Source organism: Burkholderia anthinoferrum, from assembly GCF_002925705.1.
Lineage (GTDB): Bacteria > Pseudomonadota > Gammaproteobacteria > Burkholderiales > Burkholderiaceae > Burkholderia > Burkholderia semiarida.
Window position 1 is genome coordinate 1 of record NZ_LFZP01000044.1, and the last position, 19,322, is coordinate 19,322.

The window sequence follows — 19,322 nt, forward strand, 5'->3', positions numbered from 1 at the left end:
GGCTGAGTCCCGTGCAATACAGGACTCAGCCCTTGGGCGCCTAGCCTTTAACTGTCCAACTTTGCGGGGTCAGTTCATGTTGGACCGGCCTTTTTTCATGTGGGCGTCGCCGCCCTCTTCTCGCGACGCGACGGCACGGGCGGCGGGCTACGGTATCGTGCCGGCATGGCTCGTGCCGTCGCGTCGCGATGGGGACATGGCCCGCTATTTCAACGGTAAGTCAGACACCGCGTCGCGTAGTTGCGCGGCGCGTCTGTTGTTGAGTTCTGCAACACAGGCCAGACGCTGCATCTCAAGTGCATTGCCTATAGCACCTCCGCCCAATGAGGAGACGCCAATCACTCCGTTCGAGCATTCGCCGCGCAGTTCGCGCTCACTCTGAACCCAGGTATCCGGCGCGGCTATGGAGATGATTGGAAAAGTAATAGCCGCGACTAATAATACGATTTTTCGCATATTCGCCCTGTCCTGCATTGCATCGCCTTCAATGCGCAGTTGGCTTTGCCGCATAAGTGAAACCACCACCCGGCGCGCCCGATGCGAACCGGCTCGTGCCCGTCCCGTTCCCGCACGCGAAGGTCGCTCGGTCGACGAGCGCGGCGCTGCCGCCGCGTGAAATCGGCACGACCGTCGACTCGCAACTCCGGCAAGCGCTCGATGCGCTGGTAGGGCGCGCGATTGCGAAGGTTGATGCGAAACCATGGTCGATGCCGGCGAAGCCGGTCTGCGAATCGGAAGGTAATCCGTCTACATGATTCCGGCTTCCAACTCAATCTGGCCCGGTCATCGAGCACGACAATATTTGCCTTTCTGGTAACGGTGAATTACTCCATTCCGGTAAATCTCTTTTCCGAAACCCTTCCAAAGATTGGTAGCCGCTCACGTTCCAGTTGTAGCCGCTTGCTCGCTCAACTTCTACGACAGAGTAACGGCATCGACTACTGCGATTCTTCAAACGAAAGACTATTCGCTCCTGGTCGCCATCGAATTTCTTCTCCAGAATTTCGTAGGGGGACGACTTGCAGATGCTGTAGCTTGAATTCCACTCGATCGTCTTAGCGCGTACATAGAGTGCACCCGAACAGGCTCTGCCGGTTCCCTGGAAGTTGCCTGTAAAAGCGTTGTCGGCAGCGACTGTCGCACTCCAGACACCGCCAGGAGAGGTGGACGCCGCCAAGACCATGAGCACGCGCCAATTCATGCGCGCTACTTCAGTGGCAAGTCAGACACCGCGTCGCGTAGTTGCGCGGCGCGCCTGTTATTGAGTTCTGCAACACAGGCTAGCCTCCTCATCTCAAGCGCATTGCCAATGGCGCCCCCGCCCAATGCCGAGGCGAATGCGCATTGCGCTTCACGGTATTTCACGAAAGCTTTCTTCGACGCGGCCAGCCTTGTCGTGGCCAGACTGATGAACTTGGAGTCCTCATCCCACTTGGCAAACGCATTACGCACCTTTTCTTCGGCACGCCTCAGCTCGACCTCACTGTCCTCCTGCTTCCGCTGCAAACACTCTCTTACGCCAGTCACTCCATTCGAGCATTCGCCGCGCAGTTCGCGCTCGCTCTGAACCGAAGTATGCGAGGCAGCTATCGAAACGAGCGGAAAGGCAACAGCTGCAACTAAAAATACTATTCTGCGCATATCGCCCCCGTCCTTTTCTGCATCGCCTTCAATGCATAGTCGAGTTTTGCCGCGTAATTGAAATCGCCTCCTCCGTTATAGCGTTGTGCTATCAACGTTGTGGAGATCTGTCGCCAGCTTGTGATGACGCGTTGCACAGACGCTTTCTGATACTTCAACGTCTGCCCAGGTCGTAGAACGGCAGCGGTCGGATTGAACTTTCTCAGCGTATCTACTGTGCTTGCTTGCGCCTTTGCAATCTTGTCGAGGTTATCGCCTGGCTTAACGATGACCTCATAGATTTTGACATCGACGTTCGACACGCTGCGGTACTCATAATGAGCCGTTTTCATCAGCAAGTAACCGATCCCCGCACGAATGTTATGTGCCGGCATGCTTCGGACCGACCCCATCGTCAGTTGTCCCTTCCAGGCCGGTGGCAGAATCAAGTCGCCACCCTCGTTTCCCGACAGCAAGGATGACAGCCCTGGATCGCCAGGAACGCCGATGCGCATCGGCCTGATGTTCCATTCCGAGTTAGCCGGACCGGATTCGACCCATAACATTGCCTTGACAAGCTGCCAATCCAACGGCCTATACCCAGCTATCCCGGAAAGATGACGGTTGTACTCATCAACTGCCATCCGGATTTCGCAATCCCAGGAATCCCATTTGGCATCTCCGGCCGCCTTGTCAATGCCGTCCTGCCATTTCTCGAAACCTGTCTTCGCTGGTGCTTGAATCGCCATATCAGTCCTTTCCGGTCAATTGCCGGGTGGTGTGCGAGATATCCCGCAAGACTCTACAAAGCACGGGACAAAATCGCCATAAGACGTGACTGAATTTTGTAAGGCTCATTCCGAGCCAGGGGCAATCGCTGAAACATCACCAGCCGAAAAAGGCGGCGCATGGCGGCATGGTTGGCAGCACATAAAAACCACCGCCCGCCTCACCCAAGCCTCACCGGAACCCGAACCGCCGCCGCAGCACCACCAGCGCCACGAGGCTCAGCACGGCCGCGAACATCAGGTAGAAACTCGGCGCGGTCTTCATCCCGGTCGTCTTGATCAGCCATGCGATGATGAACGGCCCGAAGCCGCCGAAGATCGTCACCGCGACGTTATACGCCAGCGACATCCCGGTCGTGCGCGTCTGCACCGGAAACACCTCGGACAACAGCCCCGGCAGCGCCGCGAAATAGCCGGTCATCAGGAACGCGAGCAGCACCTGCAGCGCGATCAGCGTGCCGAAACCCGGATGCGCGACCAGATACGCGAACGCCGGATAGATCAGCACGAGAATGCCGACGGCCGGCGCGATCATCACATGCACGCGGCCGTAGCGATCCGACCAGTGGCCGACGAGCGGCGCGAACGCCATCTGGATCACGCCGACGACGAGAATCGCGGCAAATGCGGCGGACGGCGCGAGGCCGAGCTGCTTCACGCCGTAGGTCGGCATGAACAGCACGAGATAGGTCGCGACGGTGCCCAGCACGACCACGCCCATCGCCGCGACGAGCCGCGCCTTGTGCGACGCGAACGTATCGCGCAGCGGGCTCGCGGTACTTTCGGCCGCGAGGAATTCGGGCGTCTCGTCGACCTTCGCGCGGATGTAGTACGCGACCGGCCCGAGCAGCAGCCCGAAGAAGAACGGCACGCGCCAACCCCACGCAGCCATCTGGTCCGCCGTGAGCTGCGCGTTCAGCACGGTGCCGAAGCCGGCCGCGAGCAGCGTCGTGAGCCCCTGGCTCGCGACCTGCCAGCTCGCGAAGAAACCGCGCCGCCCGGGCACATGCTCGGCGAGGAACGCGGTCGCGCTGCCGAACTCGCCGCCCGCCGAGAAGCCCTGCATCAGCCGCGCGGCGACGAGGATCAGCGGCGCCGCGACGCCGATCGTCTGGTAAGTCGGCAGCACCGCGATCACGAGCGTACCGGCCATCATCAGCAGGATCGACAGCGTGAGCGCGGCCTTGCGGCCCGCGCGATCGGCGTATGCGCCGAGCACGATCGCGCCGAGCGGCCGCATGAAGAACGACACGCCGAACGTGCCGAGCGTGAGCAGCAGCGACACGGTGTCGTTGCCGGCCGGGAAGAACAGCTTCGAGATCGTCACCGCGAAAAAGCCGTAGACGACGAGATCGAACCACTCGAGCGCGTTGCCGATCGACGCGGCGACCACCGCGCGCCAGACGCGCGGCGACGAAGCCATGGAGCTGGACTGCGTGACGGCATGCATCGGCGATCTCCTTGTCGTTGTACGTTCTGTTCGATGTTCGAGGCGGCCGACGTCGCGCCGTCGGCCTGCCCGGCGCCGCATGGCCACATGCGACGTTCGGGCGATTATAGGCGCGCAAAAAAACCGCCGCGCCCCGGTAACGGGAGCGCGGCGGTTTGCCCGCGGGGGGCCGGCGCGATGGCCGGCCGCGTCGGGGAATATTACTGCTGCTTGACGGCTTCGGCCGTGATCAGCAGCTTCGTCTTCATCTTGAAGCCGTACTGCTTGCCGTAGTCGAGGCCGAAATCGTCGCGGCTGAATTCGCCGACCGCGTCGACGCCGCACACTTCACGCTTGAGCATCGGGTGCGGCATGCACTTGAACGAATCGATCTTCAGCGTGAGCGGCTTCGTGACGCCATGCAGCGTCAGGTTGCCGACCACCGACACCGGCTTGTCGCCGTCGAACTTGATCGTGCCCTTGTAGTTCGCCTGCGGGAACTTCGCCACGTCGAAGAACTCGGCCGTCTGCAGGTGCTCGTCGAGCTTCGCGCTGCCCGTGTGGATCGACGCGATGTCGGTCGTCACGTCGACCGTGCCGGTCTTCGCCGCGCGATCGAGCGTCACGGTGCCGCTCGACTTGTCGAACTTGCCGCGCCAGACCGACAGGCCGCCGAAATGGTCGGCCTCGAAGCTCGGGTACGTGTGGCTCGGGTCGAACTGGTACGTTGCGCTTTCGGCGAAGGCCGAGAACGACAGCGAAGCGGCCAGCGCGCCTGCGGCGATGATCAGATGCTTTTTCAAACTTTTTCTCCTGGAAACGGCGCCGCGCCCTCGCGCGGCATTCAGTTGAGGCGGCAACCTGCCGCTTACTTCGTGGCGACGAGATGGAACTTGATCTGCACTTCGTCCGCGACGATCGACGTGTCCTTCCACTCGCCGGTGCCGACGTTGAAGGCCGAACGCTTGATCGGCAGCACGCCGTCGAACGTCTGCGTCGCGCCGTTTTGCGCGACCGTGACAGGCACCGTGACAGTCTCGGCCTTGCCCTTGATCGTCAGCTTGCCGGTCACGTTGTACTTGTTGCCGCCGGCCGGCGCGATCGCCGACGACACGAAGGTCGCCTGCGGATAGGTCTTCGCGTCGAACCAGTCCTTGCCGGCGACCTGGTCGTTGTACATCTTGTCGCCGAGGTCGAAGCTCGCGACGTCGATCGTCATTTGCGCGCTGCCCTGCGCGGCTTTGGCCGGGTCGAACTTCACCTGCGCGGAAAACTTCTTGAACGCGCCTTCGGTCGGCACGTTCATCTGCTTCGACACGGCGGACACCTTGCTCTTCGCGAGATCGACGTCGGCATGCGCCGCGCCCGACGCGACAAGCGCCGCCGCGGCGAACGCGGTCAGCATGGAGCGGGAGAAAGACACTTTCATGGGATCCTTCATTTGGCAAAGGGAAGCATGCGCGACAGCAGGCCGTCGCGGTCCAACAACTGGTGCTTGAGCGCCGCGAGCACGTGCAGCGAAACGAGCGCAAGCAGAATGTAATTCAAAGTCACGTGCAGCGTCTTGAAGGTTTCCTTGAGCGCCGGATCGGGGTCGATCAGGCGCGGCAGCGGCACGATGCCGAGATAGACGACCGGGATGTTCGACGCCGAGCTGTACAGGTAGCCCGTCGCCGGGATCACGATCATCAGCACGTACAGCAGCATGTGCACGCCGTGCGACGCCGCGCGCTGCCACGCCGGCGTGTCGCCCGGCAGCGGCGGCGGCACGTGGGTCGCACGCCACAGCACGCGCAAGACGGCCAGCGCGAACACCGTCACGCCGATCCACTTGTGCCACGAGAAGTACTTCAGCTTGGTCGGCGTGAAGCCGGGGATGTCCGTCATCACCCAGCCGAGCGCGAAGCCGCAGACGATCAGCAGTGCGATCAGCCAGTGCAGCGCGATCGCGGTATGCGCGTAGCGTGCCGGCACGGCCGGCGGGGATTTCGATGCCATCGTGGGTTCCTCAGTTCAGCGAACGGCAGCGCCGGTAAATTCGTCCGACGCATGTCAAGGGCGCCATGCTACCGCAACCTTTTGACGCGCGCGGACTCTGAGGACAGGCGCGCCAGCCGGCTGACGGCTTCCCGTCATGTTACCGATCGGTCACGCAGCACACGATCCTTGACCCATCGAAAAAGCCCTTTTGGTAAGATTGGCGCGGGTTCCGGCCCCGTCGACGCGTCCCCGAGCCGCCGCAACACCGCCTTTTCCATGCAACGATACGACCTGATTGCCTGCCACGAATGCGACGCACTGTTGCATAAACCGCGTCTTCACGGTCGCGAGATCGCGCGCTGTCCGCGCTGCGACGCGCTGCTCTATCGCAACAGCACCACGCAGATCGAGCGCATCACCGCGCTCGCGGTCGCGGCACTCGTCACCTTCATCATCGCGCAGGCGTTCCCGATCCTGGAAATGGACCTGAACGGCACGCGCGTGCAGACGACGCTGATCGGCGCGATCGACACGCTGTGGCATCAGGACATGGCGGCCGTCGGCGTGATGGTGTTCTGCTCGACCGTGCTGTTCCCGCTCGTCGAGATGGCCGCGCTGCTTTACGTGCTGCTGCCGATCCGCCGCGGCGTCGTGCCGCCGGGCCTGAACCTCGTGCTGCGCACGATCCAGCTCGTGCGGCCGTGGGGGATGATCGAGGTGTTCATGCTCGGCATCGTAGTCACGATCGTGAAGATGGTGAGCCTCGCGCGCGTCGTGCCCGATGCGGCGCTGTTCGCGTTCGGCGCGCTCACGCTGATGACCGCCGTCGTGCTGATGTTCGACCCGCGTACGGTATGGGACATCGCCGACGACCTGCGCGCCGGCCGCGCGCCCGGGCGGCCCGACGCCGCCGCGCCGCTGCCGGACGCGCCCCGCCGATGACGAGCCCCACGCCGACCGCCGCCCGCGAGGGTTATGCCAGCTGCCACGCATGCGGGCTCGTGCAGACGATCGACCAGCCGCACGCACATTGCGCGCGCTGCGGCAGCGCGCTTCACGTGCGCACGCCGAACAGCATCATGCGCACGTGGGCGCTGCTGCTCGCGGCCGCGATCCTGTACATTCCGGCGAACCTGCTGCCGATCATGCGCACGTCGTCGATCGTCGGGTCGCAGCAGGACACGATCATGAGCGGCGTCATCTATTTCTGGACGTCCGGCGACTGGCCGCTCGCCGTCGTCGTGTTCGTCGCCAGCATTCTGGTGCCGATGCTCAAGCTCGGCGTGCTGACGATCCTCGTGACGAGTGCGCAGCGCCGCGCCGCCTGGCGGCCGCTGCAGCGCACGCGCCTGTACCGGATCGTCGAGCGCATCGGCCGCTGGTCGATGCTCGACATCTTCGTCGTGACGCTGACCGTCGCGCTCGTCCATTTCCGTTCGCTCGCCGTCATCACGGCCGGCCCCGGCGCGCTCGCGTTCGGCTCGGTCGTGATCCTGACGATGCTCGCGTCGATGCAGTTCGATCCCCGCCTGATCTGGGATCCAGTCGAAACCTCAGGGAATCACCATGAATAATCCACAAGGCCCGCAGCAAGACGCGCCCCGGCCGCCCGATCCGGCGATCTCGACGAAAAGCGGCTGGCTGCCGTCGCTCGTCTGGCTCGTGCCGCTGATCGCCGCGCTGATCGGCATCGGCCTCGTGATCAAGTCCGTGCGCGAGCGCGGCCCGGAGATCACGATCAGCTTCCACAGCGCCGAAGGGCTCGAGCCGGGCAAGACCCAGGTCAAGTACAAGGACGTCGAGATCGGCATGGTCAAGACGATCAAGCTGTCGAAGGACCTGTCGCGCGTGCTGGTCCAGGTGCAGCTCAAGAAGGAAGCCGAGGACTTCGCCGTCAAGGGCTCGCGCTTCTGGATCGTGCGGCCGCGCGTCGGCGCGACCGGCGTGTCGGGGCTCGGCACGCTGCTGTCCGGCGCATACATCGGCGTCGACGCCGGCCACGGCCAGGACACGCTGACCGACTTCACGGGCCTCGAGACGCCGCCCGCCGTCACGGGCGACCAGAAAGGCACGCAGTACGTGCTGCGCGGCGATTCGCTCGGCTCGGTCGACATCGGCTCGCCGGTCTACTACCGCCGCGTGCAGGTCGGCCAGGTGGTCGGCTTCTCGCTCGACAAGGACGGCACGGGCGTCACGTTCAACGTGTTCGTCAATGCGCCGTACGACCAGTACATCGGGATGAACACGCGGTGGTGGCAAGCGAGCGGCGTCGACTTGCGGCTCGATTCGAGCGGCCTGAAGCTGAACACGCAGTCGCTCGCGACGGTGATCCTCGGCGGCATCGCGTTCCAGACGCCGCCGAACCAGGGCACCGGCACGACCGCGCCGAACAACACGACGTTCCGTCTCGGCTCCGACGAAGGCGACGCGATGCGCGACCCGGACGGCCAGCCGCTGCAGGTCGTGATGAACTTCAACCAGTCGCTGCGCGGGCTCGCCGTCGGCGCGCCGGTCGACTTCCGCGGCATCGTGCTCGGCGAGGTGACGAACATCGGCATCGACTTCGATCCGAAGACGAAGAACTTCCTGATGCCGGTGACGATGAATGTGTATCCGGAACGCCTCGGCCGCCGCTTCCGCGAGACGATCGAGAGCAAGGGCGAACCGGCGCGCCGCGAGATCGTCGAGCGGCTCGTCCAGCACGGGCTGCGCGGCCAGCTGCGCACCGGCAACCTGCTGACGAGCCAGCTGTACGTCGCGCTCGACTTCTTCCCGAAGGCGCCGGCCGCGAAGATCGACACGGCCCGCCAGCCGCTCGAGCTGCCGACCGTGCCGAATACGCTCGACGAGCTGCAGCTACAGGTCGCCGACATCGCGAAGAAGCTCGACAAGGTGCCGTTCGACCAGATCGGCGCGAACCTGAACAGCGCGCTCGCGAACGCCGACAAGCTGTTCAAGCAGCTCGACACGCAGGTCGCGCCGCAAGCGCGCGACACGCTGTCGGCCGCGAAGCAGACCTTCTCGACCGCCGAGGCGACGCTGCAGCAGGATTCACCGCTGCAGTCCGACGTGCGCGGCGCGCTGAAGGAGCTCACGCGCACGCTGCAATCGCTGAACGCGCTCGCCGATTATCTCGAGCGCCACCCCGAATCGCTGCTCAAGGGCAAGCCAGGAGATCAACCATGACGACGAAACGCGTGAACGGTTTCGCGAGCGGCGCGGCGGCAGCACTCGCCGCACTCGCGCTCGCCGCGTGCAGCTCGCCGCCCGCGCGGTTCTACACGCTCAGCCCGGCCGACGCCGCGGCGCCGCTGCGCACCGCGCCGGCCAACCCGGCGTTCCTGATCGAGGTGCCGTCGGTCGGCGTGCCCGAGCAGGTCGCGAAGAACCAGCTGGTCGTGCAGAAGAACGCCGCGCAGGTCGACGTGCTCGAGCAGGAACGCTGGGCGTCGCCGCCCGCCGACGAGATCCGCCGCGCGCTGTCGGACGATCTCGCCGCGCAGCTCGGCACGATCGACGTCGCGAATTCCGCGTATCCGGCCGGCGTGCCCGTATACCGGATCAGCGTGAACGTGCAGCGCTTCGAGTCGTGGCCGGGCAAGCGCGCCGCGCTCGACGCCGTGTGGAGCGTGCGCTCGCTCGCCACGCAGGCCGTGATGACCTGCCGCACGAGCGTCGCGGAACCGGTCGCCGACGGCTACGACGCGCTCGTCGCCGGCCACCGGCGCGCGCTCGACGTGATTGCGACGCAGGCCGCGGCCGGCGTGCGCGCGATGGCCGCTCGCGGCGGCGCGGCGGCCGCGCCGGCTGCCGGCGGCAAGACGGCCGCCGCGCCGGTCGTGCCGTGTCCGGCCAACCCGACGTCCGGCGGCGACGCCGGCACGACGGGCAAGTCGGGCGCATAAGCGAACGCAGGCGGCACGGGCGCGAACGTTCGACACGGCGCGGCGTTCGCGTGCGCGGTGTCGCCCGGCGCGGCGCGTCCGGTCGCACACGCCGAAAGCCGAACGCCGAACGCCGGCAGCATGCCGCCGCAGCCGCCCTCGCTTACCGCGCCCCACGGCCGGACGGCCATTTACATTCTTTGTCAAAGCCGGCGGAACCCGCGCCATGCCAAGCGGTCGGCTTGCGTTTTCCGGCCCGATTGACGATCCTACGCACTTTCAGGCTTGCGCCGTTAGTCGTGCGCGCCAGCCAGCGGCGCCGGGCCGCGTTCAGCCCGACCGCCGTGCCTCCCGGCGCCCGCACGCGAATCGCGTGCACCGCGGCGGGGCAGCCGCATCGCGGGTCGCCGCGCGTCGTCCGGCCACCGGCCCCGTCTCACCCGTGCTCACCGGCGCCGCGCCGTTTTCCCGGCCGGCATCCCGAACCCGCCCGTCCCGGGCTTTCGCTATTCCGTTTATGTTTCGTTCCCTGACGACCCTGATCAAGAAGTGGCGCGCGTCGCGCAATGCCGGTCACCAGCTCGATGCGCTGCTCGCGCACGCCGACGCCGACGCGTCGTACGCCGAGCGCAGCGAATGGCTGATCGAGCTCGCGCACTGGCTGCGCCGCAACGGCACGGTGCAGGACGCGCCGGCCGCGCGCGACGCCGACACGCGCGCGTATCCGGCCCATGCGCGGCTGCGCTACCTGTTCCATGTGCTCGATCGCAACCCCGCGTGGAAAGCGCACGCCGCGCGCATCCTGCGCGGCATCCTGCGCGAGTGCGACGGCATCTCGCTGCTGTGCGACGCCGGCATGCCCGTGCATTCGGGCTTCTTCGGCGCGCTGTTCGAGCGGATCGACTCGTCGCTGATCCCGCCCGCGCCGAACCGCCGCGAGCTGTCGGCGCTGTTCACGCTGATGTTCCCCGCGCCCGAGGACGCGAAATGGATCGACGCGCTGCCCGACGACCTGCTCGCGCGCCTCGCCCAACTGCTGTCGTTCGACGTCACCGACGAAGAGCGCCACGAGCCCGGCTCGTTCTCGCGCGACCTGCTGGCCGCGCTGCACAACCTGACCTGCCAGATCAGCTCGACGGGCCTGTCGCAGACGGTGCGCAGCCGGCTGTCCGACGACGACGCGCGCAAGCCGCTGGAACGCCAGCCGCTCGAATCGCAGCCGTTCTACCGCCTGACGCGCGCGATGCTCGCGGTCGAGACCGCGCATGCGGCCGTCGAGGACGGCGGCGACCCGAGCAAGCTGCTGCACGAGGTGAACTACCTGCGCGTGCTGCTCGACGAATGCCGGATCGCCGTCGACGACGTGTTCGCGCACCTGTACCGCAACGGCGTGTCGGTCGACATCGTGTTCCAGGTCGAGCGGATGCGCATGCGCATCCTGCGCGCGGAAACGCTGCTCAACGCGTGGATGGCGCGCGACGACCTGCACGGAATGGCGCACCTGACGGCGGAGCTCGTCGACGCGAACCAGAACAGCCAGAGCGTCGCGCACCTCGTGCGCAGCAACTTCTCGCTGTTCGCGCGCAAGCTCGTCGAGACCAACGCGGACACCGGCGAACACTACATCTCGCGCGGCCGCGCCGAGTACCTGAAGATGCTGCGGATGGCCGCGGGCGGCGGCCTCGTCACCGTCGCGACGGTGTGCGTGAAGTTCGCGATCACGGGCGCGCACCTGCAGTCGATGCTCGAAGGGCTGCTCGCGGGCATCAACTACGCGGCCAGCTTCATGCTGATGCACTTCCTGCACTTCACGCTCGCGACCAAGCAGCCCGCGATGACCGCGCCGACGCTCGCGCGCGAGCTCGACGACACCGGCCACGACGAAGGCGTGAAGGCGTTCGTCGCATCGGTGATCGCGCTGATCCGCACGCAGGCGGCCGCGATTTCCGGCAACGTGCTCGTCGTGCTGCCCGTGTGCCTGCTCGTGCAGCTGTTCGCGGCCAACGTGCTGCACACGAACGTGATTTCGCCGGAGAAGGCGCACGCGACGCTGCATTCGTTCTCGCTGCTGGGCCCGACGCCGTTCTACGCGGCGCTGACGGGCGTGCTGCTGTGGGCGTCGAGCCTGCTCGCGGGCTGGGCCGACAACTGGTTCGTGCTGCACCGGGTCGGCGACGCGCTCACGTACAACCGCCGGCTGCGCCTCACGCTCGGCGCGGCCGGCGCCGCGAAGCTCGCGCACTTCTGCCGGTCGAACGTCGCCGGCGTGGTCGCGAACGTCGGTCTCGGCCTGATGCTCGGCCTCGTTCCGGCGATCGTCACCGTGTTCATGTTCCCGTTCGAGGTGCGGCACGTGACGCTGTCGGCCGGCTCGATCGGCGTCGCGCTCGGCGTACTGGGCAAGGGTGCGCTCGGCACACCCGAGCTGTGGTGGGCCGCCGCCGGCGTGCTGAGCATGGCGATCCTCAACGTGCTCGTGAGCTTCGCGCTCGCGTTCACGATGGCCGTGCGCTCGCGCAGCCTGCGCCCGACCAAGGTGCGCGCGCTCGTCGCGGCGATCGTCCGCACGATGCTGTCGAATCCGCTGGCGCTGTTCTGGCCGGCCGGCAATCCGAGCACGCGCGTCGGCCAGCCGGGCGCGCACTGACCGGCGGCGAGGCGGCGGCGCCCGGCCGCCCCCCGCCTCGCCGCCCCTGCCGGCGCGCGCGAACGGCGGTTGCGCCGGCGCCGCCGCGCCGAAACGCCGGCCCCGGTCGCCCGCGCCGCGTACAATAGTGGACTTTTGCACGTCCTCACCCGCCTTATGTCCTCGCCCACCCTGTTCGAATTCTTCGCCCCCTGCCCGCGCGGCCTCGAAGCGGCGCTTGCCGCCGAGCTGGCCGAAATCGCCGGCCGCCACCTGAACGGCGCGCCGTTCACCGCGGGCGCGCAGGTGCCGGGCGGCGTCCATTTCAGCGGCGGCTGGGCCGCCGGCATGGCCGCCAACCTCCATTCGCGGATCGCGAGCCGGATCCTGCTGAAGATCGCGCACGGCCCGTACCGCAACGAGCAGGACGTCTACGCGCTCGCGCTCGAGCAGCCGTGGGAACGCTGGTTCGCGTCGACGCAGACGCTGCGCATCGACATCACCGCGATCAAGTCGCCGCTGAAGAGCCTCGAATTCACGACACTGCGCGTGAAGGATGCGATCTGCGACCGGATGCGCGAGAAAACCGGCTCGCGCCCGAGCATCGACACCGGTGCGCCGGACGTGCGCGTGTTCGCGTTCCTGACCGCGGGCGAATGCACGCTGTACCTCGACACGTCGGGCGAGCCGCTCTTCAAGCGCGGCTGGCGCCTCGACAAGGGCGCGGCGCCGCTGCGCGAGAACCTCGCGGCCGGCATCCTGCGGCTGACGGGCTGGAAGCCCGGCACCGCGCTGTACGACCCGATGTGCGGCAGCGGCACGTTCCTCGCGGAAGCCGCGCAGATCGCGCTCGGCGTGGCGCCGGGCGTCGAGCGCCGGTTCGGCTTCGAAAAGCTCAAGCAGTACGACATCACCGCGTGGCAGGGGCTGAAGGTGCCGGCGCTCGACGCGAAGCGCGCGGCGCGGGCCCAGCGCGGCGAAGCGCTCGGCGTGTACGGCAGCGACATCTCCGGCGACATGCTCGAGAAGGCACGCGCGAACCTCGAGCGCGCGGGCGTGCCGTCGGTGTGGCTCAAGCAGGTCGACGCGCGCGGGATGACGCCGCCGTGCGACGGGCCGGGCATCCTTCTCGCGAACCCGCCGTACGGCGAGCGGATCGAAGTGCGCGGCCGCAGCGCGCGCGGCGAGGTGCGCGAGACCGGCCGCAACCGCGGCAACGACGACGCGTTCCGCCGCACGCACACCGACGCGCCGGACAGCGAGTTCTTCAACGCGCTCGGCGATGCGCTGAAGCAGCGCTTCACGGGCTGGCAGGCGTTCCTGCTGACGTCCGACCGTTCGCTGCCGGGCCAGTTGCGGCTGCGCGAATCGGCCAAGACGCCGCTGTTCAACGGCGCGCTCGAATGCCGGCTGTTCCGCTTCGACCTGATCGCAGGCAGCGTGAAGGCGCGCCCGGCCGCGCAGGAAGGCGACGCCTGACCCTGACGCGCCGAACTCGCGCGAACGTCGCGGCGGCCGCTGCCGCCTGCTGACACTCCGATGACGCCCGGCATCCGCCGGGCGTTTTGTTTTGCGCGGCACCGATGCAAGCGGGGCCGCGCCCGCTCCGCCCGCCCGGCCCCGTACGCGCCGCCGCCCGGGCGCACGCCGCCGATGCGGTCGACGGGGCCCTTTTGTCAGCACCGCCATCACTACTGACAGCACGCTGTCAGGAGCCCCCGCTCACACTGCAATCCCGGCGCAATGCAAGGCTGGTTTCCGTCCAGAACAACCCGAACAACAAGGAGCTCGTCATGACGTCCGCAACTGCAACCGCAACTCTGGAACGCGCGATCGCGTGGTTCGACATTCCGTCCCTCGATTTCGACCGTGCGATCCGCTTCTACGAAACCGTGCTGCAAACCACGTTGCAGCGCGAGGTCATCGGCGGCGTGCCGATGGCGATGTTCGATCACGAAGCGTCGAGCACGGGCGGCAGCATCGTGTTCGATCCGCAGCAGATCAAGCCGAGCGCGAACGGCGTGCTCGTCTACCTGAACGCCGGCGAATCGGTCGTCGCCGCGCTCGAACGCGCGAAGCGCGCGGGCGGCGTCGTGCAGGGCTCGGTCGTCGAGCTGCCGAACAACTACGGCTACGTCGGCTACCTGATCGACACGGAAGGCAACCGCGTCGGCCTGCACGCGCCGAAATGCCACTGAGCGCAGCGGTCAGCGGACCGGCGCGGCGCTATCATCGCGAAGTCCCCGTAGCCAGAGGAATCGAGGTGCCGTCATGACCCGCCGTGCCGACCGTCTGTTCCAGATCGCCGAGCTGTTGCGCGGGCGTCGTCTCACGACCGCGCAGCAACTGGCCGACTGGCTGTCGGTGTCGCCGCGCACGGTCTATCGCGACGTGCGCGACCTGCAACTGTCAGGGGTGCCGATCGAAGGCGAAGCCGGCATCGGTTACCGGCTGAACCGCAACGCGAGCCTGCCGCCGCTCACGTTCACGGCCGAGGAGCTGGCGGCGCTCGCCACCGGCGCGCGGATGCTCGAAACCTGGGGCGGTGCGCGCTTCGCGAGCGGCGCGCGCTCGGCGCTCGCGAAAATCGCGTCGGCGATGCCGGCCGACAAGCGCACGGCGCTCGACCGGCTGCCCGTGTTCGCGCCGTCGTTCCACATCGACGAGACGTTTTGCGCGAAGGTCGACGCGATCCACCAGGCGATCGACACGCGCCACATCGTCAGCTTCGCCTATCGCGACCGGCTCGGCGCGCATTCGCAGCGCCGCGTATGGCCGCTCGGGCTCGTCTACTGGGGCGGGCGCTGGACGATCGGCGCGTGGTGCGAGCTGCGCGGCGATTTCCGCACCTTCGACATCGCGCGGATGGGCGACATCACCGTGCACGAGCAGTTTCCGGACATGGAAGGCCGTCGGATCGCCGACTACATGCGGATCGCGGAAGCGCCGATGAAGTGACGCATCGGGCCGCCGCGGGATGGAAAACGGCGCCGGGAAAATCGGCGCCGTCACTTTCGAATCTCTCTCGTTTTCATTCGAATTTCCGTACCGACCGCTTCTTGGAACGTAGCGGTCGGACGGAACCGTTCGTCGCACAATCAACGAAACCGGCGAGATTTTCCATACACGTCCCATTTTCTGAATCGTCAGCACTGCGCACAATCGAGCTTGCTTGTCGATTTTTTCACGGCACGATCCGCCCATGATCCTGAGGATTTGAGGAATCGGCTCGCGCCTCTCAGTCAATTCCGATTGGATTAACAACATGTCGAGACCGCCATTCTCCAGTGGATGGCACGCCTTCATGAGAGTCAAAGTTTCAGTCGATGAAGTCGGGACACGGATTCCGGAAACCGCATCGATATGGGTATTGCGCTGCAAGACCCGCTGCTCGCGCTCGCGATGGCTCTCGCAATCGGCCCCGTCACGGCCGCACCCCAAGCCACGGTCGCGGCCCCCGATGCTCGCCATGCTGTCGAACAGCATTCGCAAAAAACGTTGCTGAAGAACTGGGCACTCAGCGTTTGCCTGGCCGGGATCGCGCACGATACCCGCGATCGTGACGACGCCAATGCCACCGCAAGCGCCTATCTGGAATTCGGCGATCAGCCAATCGAGGCCTGCGACGCGCTCCGCGCGCTCACGCAACGGTATGTCGAACGACAATACAGCGGATCGATTCCAGCGTCGTTCAATACGATGAAGTGCATCGACCTCTTCCACAGTCGGGAACTCGACGCGCTTTCCGATCGGCTGACAAAAGCGCGCTAGCGCTGCGCGGCGGGGGCCAATACGTGCGCCCCCTGCATTGCACATGTCATGGCATGCGCACGACCGCATTCGCTCCGTCATGAACGCAGCCGGCGCGCTGCCCTGTCGTCACTCGACGGCCTTCACCATGTCCTCGATGACCTTCTTCGCATCGCCGAACACCATCATCGTCTTGTCCATGTAGAACAGGTCGTTGTCGAGGCCCGCGTAGCCGGCCGCCATCGAGCGCTTGTTGACGATCACCGTGCGCGCCTTGTACGCCTCGATGATCGGCATCCCCGCGATCGGCGATTTCGGATCGTTCTTCGCCGCCGGGTTCACGACGTCGTTCGCGCCGAGCACGAGCACCACGTCCACCTGGCCGAATTCGCCGTTGATGTCCTCCATCTCGTGCACGATCTCGTACGGCACCTCCGCTTCCGCGAGCAGCACGTTCATGTGCCCCGGCATCCGCCCGGCGACCGGGTGGATCGCGTACTTCACGTCGATGCCCTTCTCGACCAGCTTGTCGGTCAGCTCCTTCAGCGCGTGCTGCGCACGGGCGACGGCGAGCCCGTAACCCGGCACGATCACGACCGATTCCGCGTTGCCGAGCATGAACGCCGCGTCGTCGGCCGAACCCGACTTCACCGGCCGCTGCTCCTGCGCGCCACCCGCGCCGCCGGCCGCCGCTTCCCCGCCGAACCCGCCGAGGATCACGTTGAAGAACGAGCGGTTCATCGCATGGCACATGATGTACGACAGGATCGCGCCCGACGAGCCGACCAGCGAACCGGCGATGATCAGCATCGCGTTGTTCAGCGAGAAGCCGATGCCGGCCGCGGCCCAGCCCGAGTACGAGTTCAGCATCGACACGACCACCGGCATGTCCGCGCCGCCGATCGGGATGATGATCAGCACGCCGAGCACGAACGCGATCGCCGTCATGATGATGAACGGCAGCCACGCCTGCGTGATGAAGAACAGGATGCCGAAGCCGAGCATCGCGATCGCGAGCATCAGGTTGATCAGGTGCTGGCCCGCGTACACGACCGGCGCGCCCTGGAACAGCCGGAACTTGTACTTGCCCGACAGCTTGCCGAACGCGATCACCGAACCGGAGAACGTGATCGCGCCGACGAACGTGCCGATGAACAGCTCGACGCGGTTGCCGTACGGGATGAAGCTCGACGACACCGCGTCCTGCGGCACGAGCCCGAACGCTTCCGGCTCCGACACCACCGCATACGCGATGCACACGGCCGCGAGACCGATCAGCGAGTGCATCGCCGCGACGAGTTCCGGCATCTTCGTCATCTCGACGCGCGCGGCGACGAATGCCCCGACGCCGCCGCCGACGATCAGCGCGCCGAGCACGAGCGCGAGGCCGAGCGGCAGGTTCGCGCCGAGCCACGCGGCCTGCTTGACGATCAGCGCGATCGTCGTGAGGATCGCGATGGCCATCCCGACCATCCCGAACAGGTTGCCGCGCCGCGCGCTCTTCGGGTTCGACAGGCCCTTCAGCGCCTGGATGAAGCACACCGACGCGACGAGGTACAGCAGCGTAACGACGTTCATGCTCATCGCGCGCCCTCCTTGCCGCCCTCGACACGCTTGGGCTCCTTCTTGCGGAACATCTCGAGCATGCGCCTCGTCACGAGGAAGCCGCCGAACACGTTGACGGCCGCGAGCGCGACCGCGAGCGTGCCGAAGAACTTGCCGGTCGCGCCGACGGTGAGCGCCGCCGCGAGCATCGCGCCGACGATCACGATCGCCGAGATCGCGTTGGTCACGGCCATCAGCGGCGTATGCAGCGCCGGCGTGACGTTCCAGACGACGTGGTAGCCGACGTACACCGCCAGCACGAAGATGATCACGTTGATCACCGTGTGATTGATGACTTCCATGGTCTCCTCCGTTATTTGCGCGTGACTTCACCGTCGCGGCACAGCAGCGTCGCGGCGACGATGTCGTCGGTCAGGTCGATGTTCAGCGTGCCTTCCTTCGTGACGATCAGCTTCATGAAATCGAGCAGGTTGCGCGCGTACAGCGCCGACGCGTCCGACGCGACCATCGACGCGAGGTTCGTGTAGCCGGCGATCGTCACGCCGTTGTGCACGATCACCTGGTCGGCGACGGTCAGCGGGCAGTTGCCGCCCTTGCGGCCGTCGAATTCCGGGCCGCGGCCGGCCGCGAGATCGACGAGCACCGCGCCGGGCTTCATCGACTGCACGGTCTCCACCGAGATCAACGTCGGCGCCGGGCGCCCCGGAATCAGCGCGGTGGTGATCACGATGTCGGCCTGCTTCGCGCGCTCGTGCACGAGCGCGGCCTGGCGGCCGAGCCACGACGGCGGCATCGGGCGCGCATAGCCGCCGACACCCTGCGCGGCTTCGCGCTCTTCGTCGGTTTCGAACGGGACGTCGAGGAATTTCGCGCCGAGCGACTCGATCTGCTCCTTCACGGCCGGCCGCACGTCGGACGCCTCGATCACGGCGCCGAGCCGCTTCGCGGTCGCGATCGCCTGCAGGCCCGCGACGCCCGCGCCGAGAATCAGCACGCGCGCCGCCTTCACGGTACCCGCGGCGGTCATCAGCATCGGCATGAAGCGCGGATACAGCGACGCGGCCACCAGCACGGCCTTGTAGCCGGCGATGTTCGCCTGCGACGACAGCACGTCGAGACTCTGCGCGCGCGTCGTGCGCGGCGCGGCCTCGAGCGCGAAACCGGTCACGCCGGCCGCGGCGAGCTTCGCCGCCTGCTCGCCATTGAACGGCTCGAGCATGCCGACCAGCACGGTGCCACGCTTGAGCGACGGCAGTTCGGCGTCGGTGGGCGCCTGGACCTTCAGCACGAGGTCGGCGTCGAAAGCGGCCGACTGGTCGGTCAATTCGGCGCCGGCGGCCGCATAGGCTTCGTCGGGATAGCTGGCCGCGGTGCCGGCCCCTTTCGCGATACTGACCCGATGGCCGGCCGCCGCGTATTTCTTCACGGTTTCCGGCGTCGCGGCCACACGCGCCTCGTTGGCCCGCGTTTCAGCAGGCACTCCAATATGCATCGTCAGTTCCTCCAGTCATTGTCAGTATTTCTTTTCTTGCGATCTTTTTACTGCGCAACGAGCCGGACAGGCTGACTTACCGGCTCACGAGCAACGGCGTTCACGCTGCACTTTAACCGAAAGCGATGGCCCCGCCAGCACTTTCCGCACGATCGTGCTCGAATGCGACGTCGGTTTGATCCGCGCC

Annotated in this window: 21 protein-coding genes; 10 read left to right on the forward strand and 11 right to left on the reverse strand. The window is 66.4% G+C overall.

Going from position 1 to position 19,322, the window contains the following annotated elements; all coding sequences use genetic code 11:
• Positions 1-204: 204 nt before the first annotated feature.
• Positions 205-510, reverse strand: a complete 306-nt coding sequence (locus C5F75_RS15585) for a hypothetical protein (RefSeq protein ID WP_089464549.1) — start codon at positions 508-510, stop codon at positions 205-207.
• A gap of 2 nt (positions 511-512) precedes the next feature.
• On the opposite strand from C5F75_RS15585, the gene C5F75_RS15590 reads away from it, so the two are divergent.
• Positions 513-755 (forward strand): hypothetical protein, encoded by a 243-nt coding sequence (locus tag C5F75_RS15590; RefSeq protein WP_059581171.1) that lies wholly within the window; start codon positions 513-515, stop codon positions 753-755.
• Positions 756-769: 14 nt separating this feature from the next.
• Here C5F75_RS15590 and C5F75_RS15595 read toward each other — a convergent pair whose 3' ends face one another.
• The 7 genes from C5F75_RS15595 to C5F75_RS15630 all read right to left on the reverse strand — a co-directional run bounded on the left by C5F75_RS15595 (position 770) and on the right by C5F75_RS15630 (position 5,835).
• Complete coding sequence (locus C5F75_RS15595) at positions 770-1,201, reverse strand: hypothetical protein (protein ID WP_226094209.1); 432 nt, start codon at positions 1,199-1,201, stop codon at positions 770-772.
• 5 nt (positions 1,202-1,206) lie between these two features.
• Entirely contained in the window at positions 1,207-1,641 is a 435-nt protein-coding gene (locus C5F75_RS15600) for a lysozyme inhibitor LprI family protein (RefSeq protein WP_059581169.1), read from the reverse strand.
• A complete protein-coding gene (locus C5F75_RS15605) occupies positions 1,629-2,369 on the reverse strand; it encodes a LysM peptidoglycan-binding domain-containing protein (RefSeq protein ID WP_104012429.1) in 741 nt (246 codons plus the stop codon). The genes C5F75_RS15600 and C5F75_RS15605 overlap by 13 nt, the downstream gene beginning before the upstream one ends.
• A gap of 211 nt (positions 2,370-2,580) precedes the next feature.
• On the reverse strand, positions 2,581-3,858 hold the full coding sequence (locus tag C5F75_RS15610; protein WP_099316077.1) for an MFS transporter: 1,278 nt from the start codon (positions 3,856-3,858) through the stop codon (positions 2,581-2,583).
• 200 nt (positions 3,859-4,058) lie between these two features.
• Positions 4,059-4,640 (reverse strand): YceI family protein, encoded by a 582-nt coding sequence (locus tag C5F75_RS15620; RefSeq protein WP_034187441.1) that lies wholly within the window; start codon positions 4,638-4,640, stop codon positions 4,059-4,061.
• Between the two features lie 65 nt (positions 4,641-4,705).
• On the reverse strand, positions 4,706-5,266 hold the full coding sequence (locus C5F75_RS15625) for a YceI family protein (RefSeq protein WP_006482463.1): 561 nt from the start codon (positions 5,264-5,266) through the stop codon (positions 4,706-4,708).
• A gap of 8 nt (positions 5,267-5,274) precedes the next feature.
• On the reverse strand, positions 5,275-5,835 hold the full coding sequence (locus tag C5F75_RS15630) for a cytochrome b (RefSeq protein ID WP_104012430.1): 561 nt from the start codon (positions 5,833-5,835) through the stop codon (positions 5,275-5,277).
• A 258-nt stretch (positions 5,836-6,093) separates the two neighbouring features.
• Here C5F75_RS15630 and C5F75_RS15635 point away from each other — a divergent pair, with 258 nt between their 5' ends.
• From C5F75_RS15635 to C5F75_RS15680, 9 genes are all read left to right on the forward strand, one after another.
• Positions 6,094-6,759, forward strand: a complete 666-nt coding sequence (locus C5F75_RS15635) for a paraquat-inducible protein A (RefSeq protein ID WP_059581157.1) — start codon at positions 6,094-6,096, stop codon at positions 6,757-6,759.
• The gene (locus C5F75_RS15640; protein ID WP_006476876.1) at positions 6,756-7,391 is read left to right on the forward strand and encodes a paraquat-inducible protein A; all 636 of its coding nucleotides are present in this window, start codon (positions 6,756-6,758) and stop codon (positions 7,389-7,391) included. Before C5F75_RS15635 ends, C5F75_RS15640 begins: the two co-directional genes overlap by 4 nt.
• Entirely contained in the window at positions 7,384-9,003 is a 1,620-nt protein-coding gene (locus tag C5F75_RS15645; protein ID WP_059581152.1) for a PqiB family protein, read from the forward strand. Before C5F75_RS15640 ends, C5F75_RS15645 begins: the two co-directional genes overlap by 8 nt.
• Entirely contained in the window at positions 9,000-9,722 is a 723-nt protein-coding gene (locus C5F75_RS15650; protein WP_104012431.1) for a PqiC family protein, read from the forward strand. Before C5F75_RS15645 ends, C5F75_RS15650 begins: the two co-directional genes overlap by 4 nt.
• 496 nt (positions 9,723-10,218) lie before the next feature.
• The gene (locus tag C5F75_RS15660) at positions 10,219-12,348 is read left to right on the forward strand and encodes a site-specific recombinase (protein ID WP_104012432.1); all 2,130 of its coding nucleotides are present in this window, start codon (positions 10,219-10,221) and stop codon (positions 12,346-12,348) included.
• Positions 12,349-12,504: 156 nt separating this feature from the next.
• Complete coding sequence (locus C5F75_RS15665) at positions 12,505-13,806, forward strand: THUMP domain-containing class I SAM-dependent RNA methyltransferase (RefSeq protein WP_059581144.1); 1,302 nt, start codon at positions 12,505-12,507, stop codon at positions 13,804-13,806.
• A gap of 314 nt (positions 13,807-14,120) precedes the next feature.
• The gene (locus tag C5F75_RS15670) at positions 14,121-14,525 is read left to right on the forward strand and encodes a VOC family protein (RefSeq protein ID WP_104012433.1); all 405 of its coding nucleotides are present in this window, start codon (positions 14,121-14,123) and stop codon (positions 14,523-14,525) included.
• 73 nt (positions 14,526-14,598) lie between these two features.
• Positions 14,599-15,285, forward strand: a complete 687-nt coding sequence (locus tag C5F75_RS15675) for a helix-turn-helix transcriptional regulator (protein WP_059581139.1) — start codon at positions 14,599-14,601, stop codon at positions 15,283-15,285.
• Positions 15,286-15,690: 405 nt separating this feature from the next.
• Positions 15,691-16,098 (forward strand): T6SS amidase immunity protein Tai4 family protein, encoded by a 408-nt coding sequence (locus C5F75_RS15680; RefSeq protein WP_219817249.1) that lies wholly within the window; start codon positions 15,691-15,693, stop codon positions 16,096-16,098.
• A gap of 108 nt (positions 16,099-16,206) precedes the next feature.
• Here the strand turns inward: C5F75_RS15680 and C5F75_RS15685 are convergent, their stop codons facing one another.
• The 3 genes from C5F75_RS15685 to C5F75_RS15695 are packed head-to-tail and all read right to left on the reverse strand — an operon-like array spanning position 16,207 to position 19,135.
• Positions 16,207-17,661 carry an NAD(P)(+) transhydrogenase (Re/Si-specific) subunit beta gene (locus C5F75_RS15685; RefSeq protein ID WP_059581136.1) on the reverse strand — a complete coding sequence of 485 codons (1,455 nt, stop codon included), beginning with the start codon at positions 17,659-17,661 and terminating at the stop codon, positions 16,207-16,209.
• Entirely contained in the window at positions 17,658-17,984 is a 327-nt protein-coding gene (locus C5F75_RS15690; RefSeq protein ID WP_006476884.1) for an NAD(P) transhydrogenase subunit alpha, read from the reverse strand. Before C5F75_RS15690 ends, C5F75_RS15685 begins: the two co-directional genes overlap by 4 nt.
• 11 nt (positions 17,985-17,995) lie before the next feature.
• Positions 17,996-19,135 (reverse strand): Re/Si-specific NAD(P)(+) transhydrogenase subunit alpha, encoded by a 1,140-nt coding sequence (locus C5F75_RS15695; RefSeq protein ID WP_059581130.1) that lies wholly within the window; start codon positions 19,133-19,135, stop codon positions 17,996-17,998.
• Between the last annotated feature and the right edge of the window lie 187 nt (positions 19,136-19,322).

Coding starts and splice junctions, on each gene's coding strand:
- C5F75_RS15605 (WP_104012429.1), bottom strand. CDS start 2,369: ATGGCGATTCAAGCACCAGCGAAGACAGGTTTCGAGAAATGGCAGGAC.
- C5F75_RS15635 (WP_059581157.1), top strand. CDS start 6,094: ATGCAACGATACGACCTGATTGCCTGCCACGAATGCGACGCACTGTTG.
- C5F75_RS15660 (WP_104012432.1), top strand. CDS start 10,219: ATGTTTCGTTCCCTGACGACCCTGATCAAGAAGTGGCGCGCGTCGCGC.
- C5F75_RS15645 (WP_059581152.1), top strand. CDS start 7,384: ATGAATAATCCACAAGGCCCGCAGCAAGACGCGCCCCGGCCGCCCGAT.
- C5F75_RS15675 (WP_059581139.1), top strand. CDS start 14,599: ATGACCCGCCGTGCCGACCGTCTGTTCCAGATCGCCGAGCTGTTGCGC.
- C5F75_RS15625 (WP_006482463.1), bottom strand. CDS start 5,266: ATGAAAGTGTCTTTCTCCCGCTCCATGCTGACCGCGTTCGCCGCGGCG.
- C5F75_RS15600 (WP_059581169.1), bottom strand. CDS start 1,641: ATGCGCAGAATAGTATTTTTAGTTGCAGCTGTTGCCTTTCCGCTCGTT.
- C5F75_RS15595 (WP_226094209.1), bottom strand. CDS start 1,201: ATGAATTGGCGCGTGCTCATGGTCTTGGCGGCGTCCACCTCTCCTGGC.
- C5F75_RS15665 (WP_059581144.1), top strand. CDS start 12,505: ATGTCCTCGCCCACCCTGTTCGAATTCTTCGCCCCCTGCCCGCGCGGC.
- C5F75_RS15685 (WP_059581136.1), bottom strand. CDS start 17,661: ATGAGCATGAACGTCGTTACGCTGCTGTACCTCGTCGCGTCGGTGTGC.
- C5F75_RS15695 (WP_059581130.1), bottom strand. CDS start 19,135: ATGCATATTGGAGTGCCTGCTGAAACGCGGGCCAACGAGGCGCGTGTG.
- C5F75_RS15690 (WP_006476884.1), bottom strand. CDS start 17,984: ATGGAAGTCATCAATCACACGGTGATCAACGTGATCATCTTCGTGCTG.
- C5F75_RS15585 (WP_089464549.1), bottom strand. CDS start 510: ATGCGGCAAAGCCAACTGCGCATTGAAGGCGATGCAATGCAGGACAGG.
- C5F75_RS15610 (WP_099316077.1), bottom strand. CDS start 3,858: ATGCATGCCGTCACGCAGTCCAGCTCCATGGCTTCGTCGCCGCGCGTC.
- C5F75_RS15680 (WP_219817249.1), top strand. CDS start 15,691: ATGGGTATTGCGCTGCAAGACCCGCTGCTCGCGCTCGCGATGGCTCTC.
- C5F75_RS15670 (WP_104012433.1), top strand. CDS start 14,121: ATGACGTCCGCAACTGCAACCGCAACTCTGGAACGCGCGATCGCGTGG.
- C5F75_RS15640 (WP_006476876.1), top strand. CDS start 6,756: ATGACGAGCCCCACGCCGACCGCCGCCCGCGAGGGTTATGCCAGCTGC.
- C5F75_RS15650 (WP_104012431.1), top strand. CDS start 9,000: ATGACGACGAAACGCGTGAACGGTTTCGCGAGCGGCGCGGCGGCAGCA.
- C5F75_RS15630 (WP_104012430.1), bottom strand. CDS start 5,835: ATGGCATCGAAATCCCCGCCGGCCGTGCCGGCACGCTACGCGCATACC.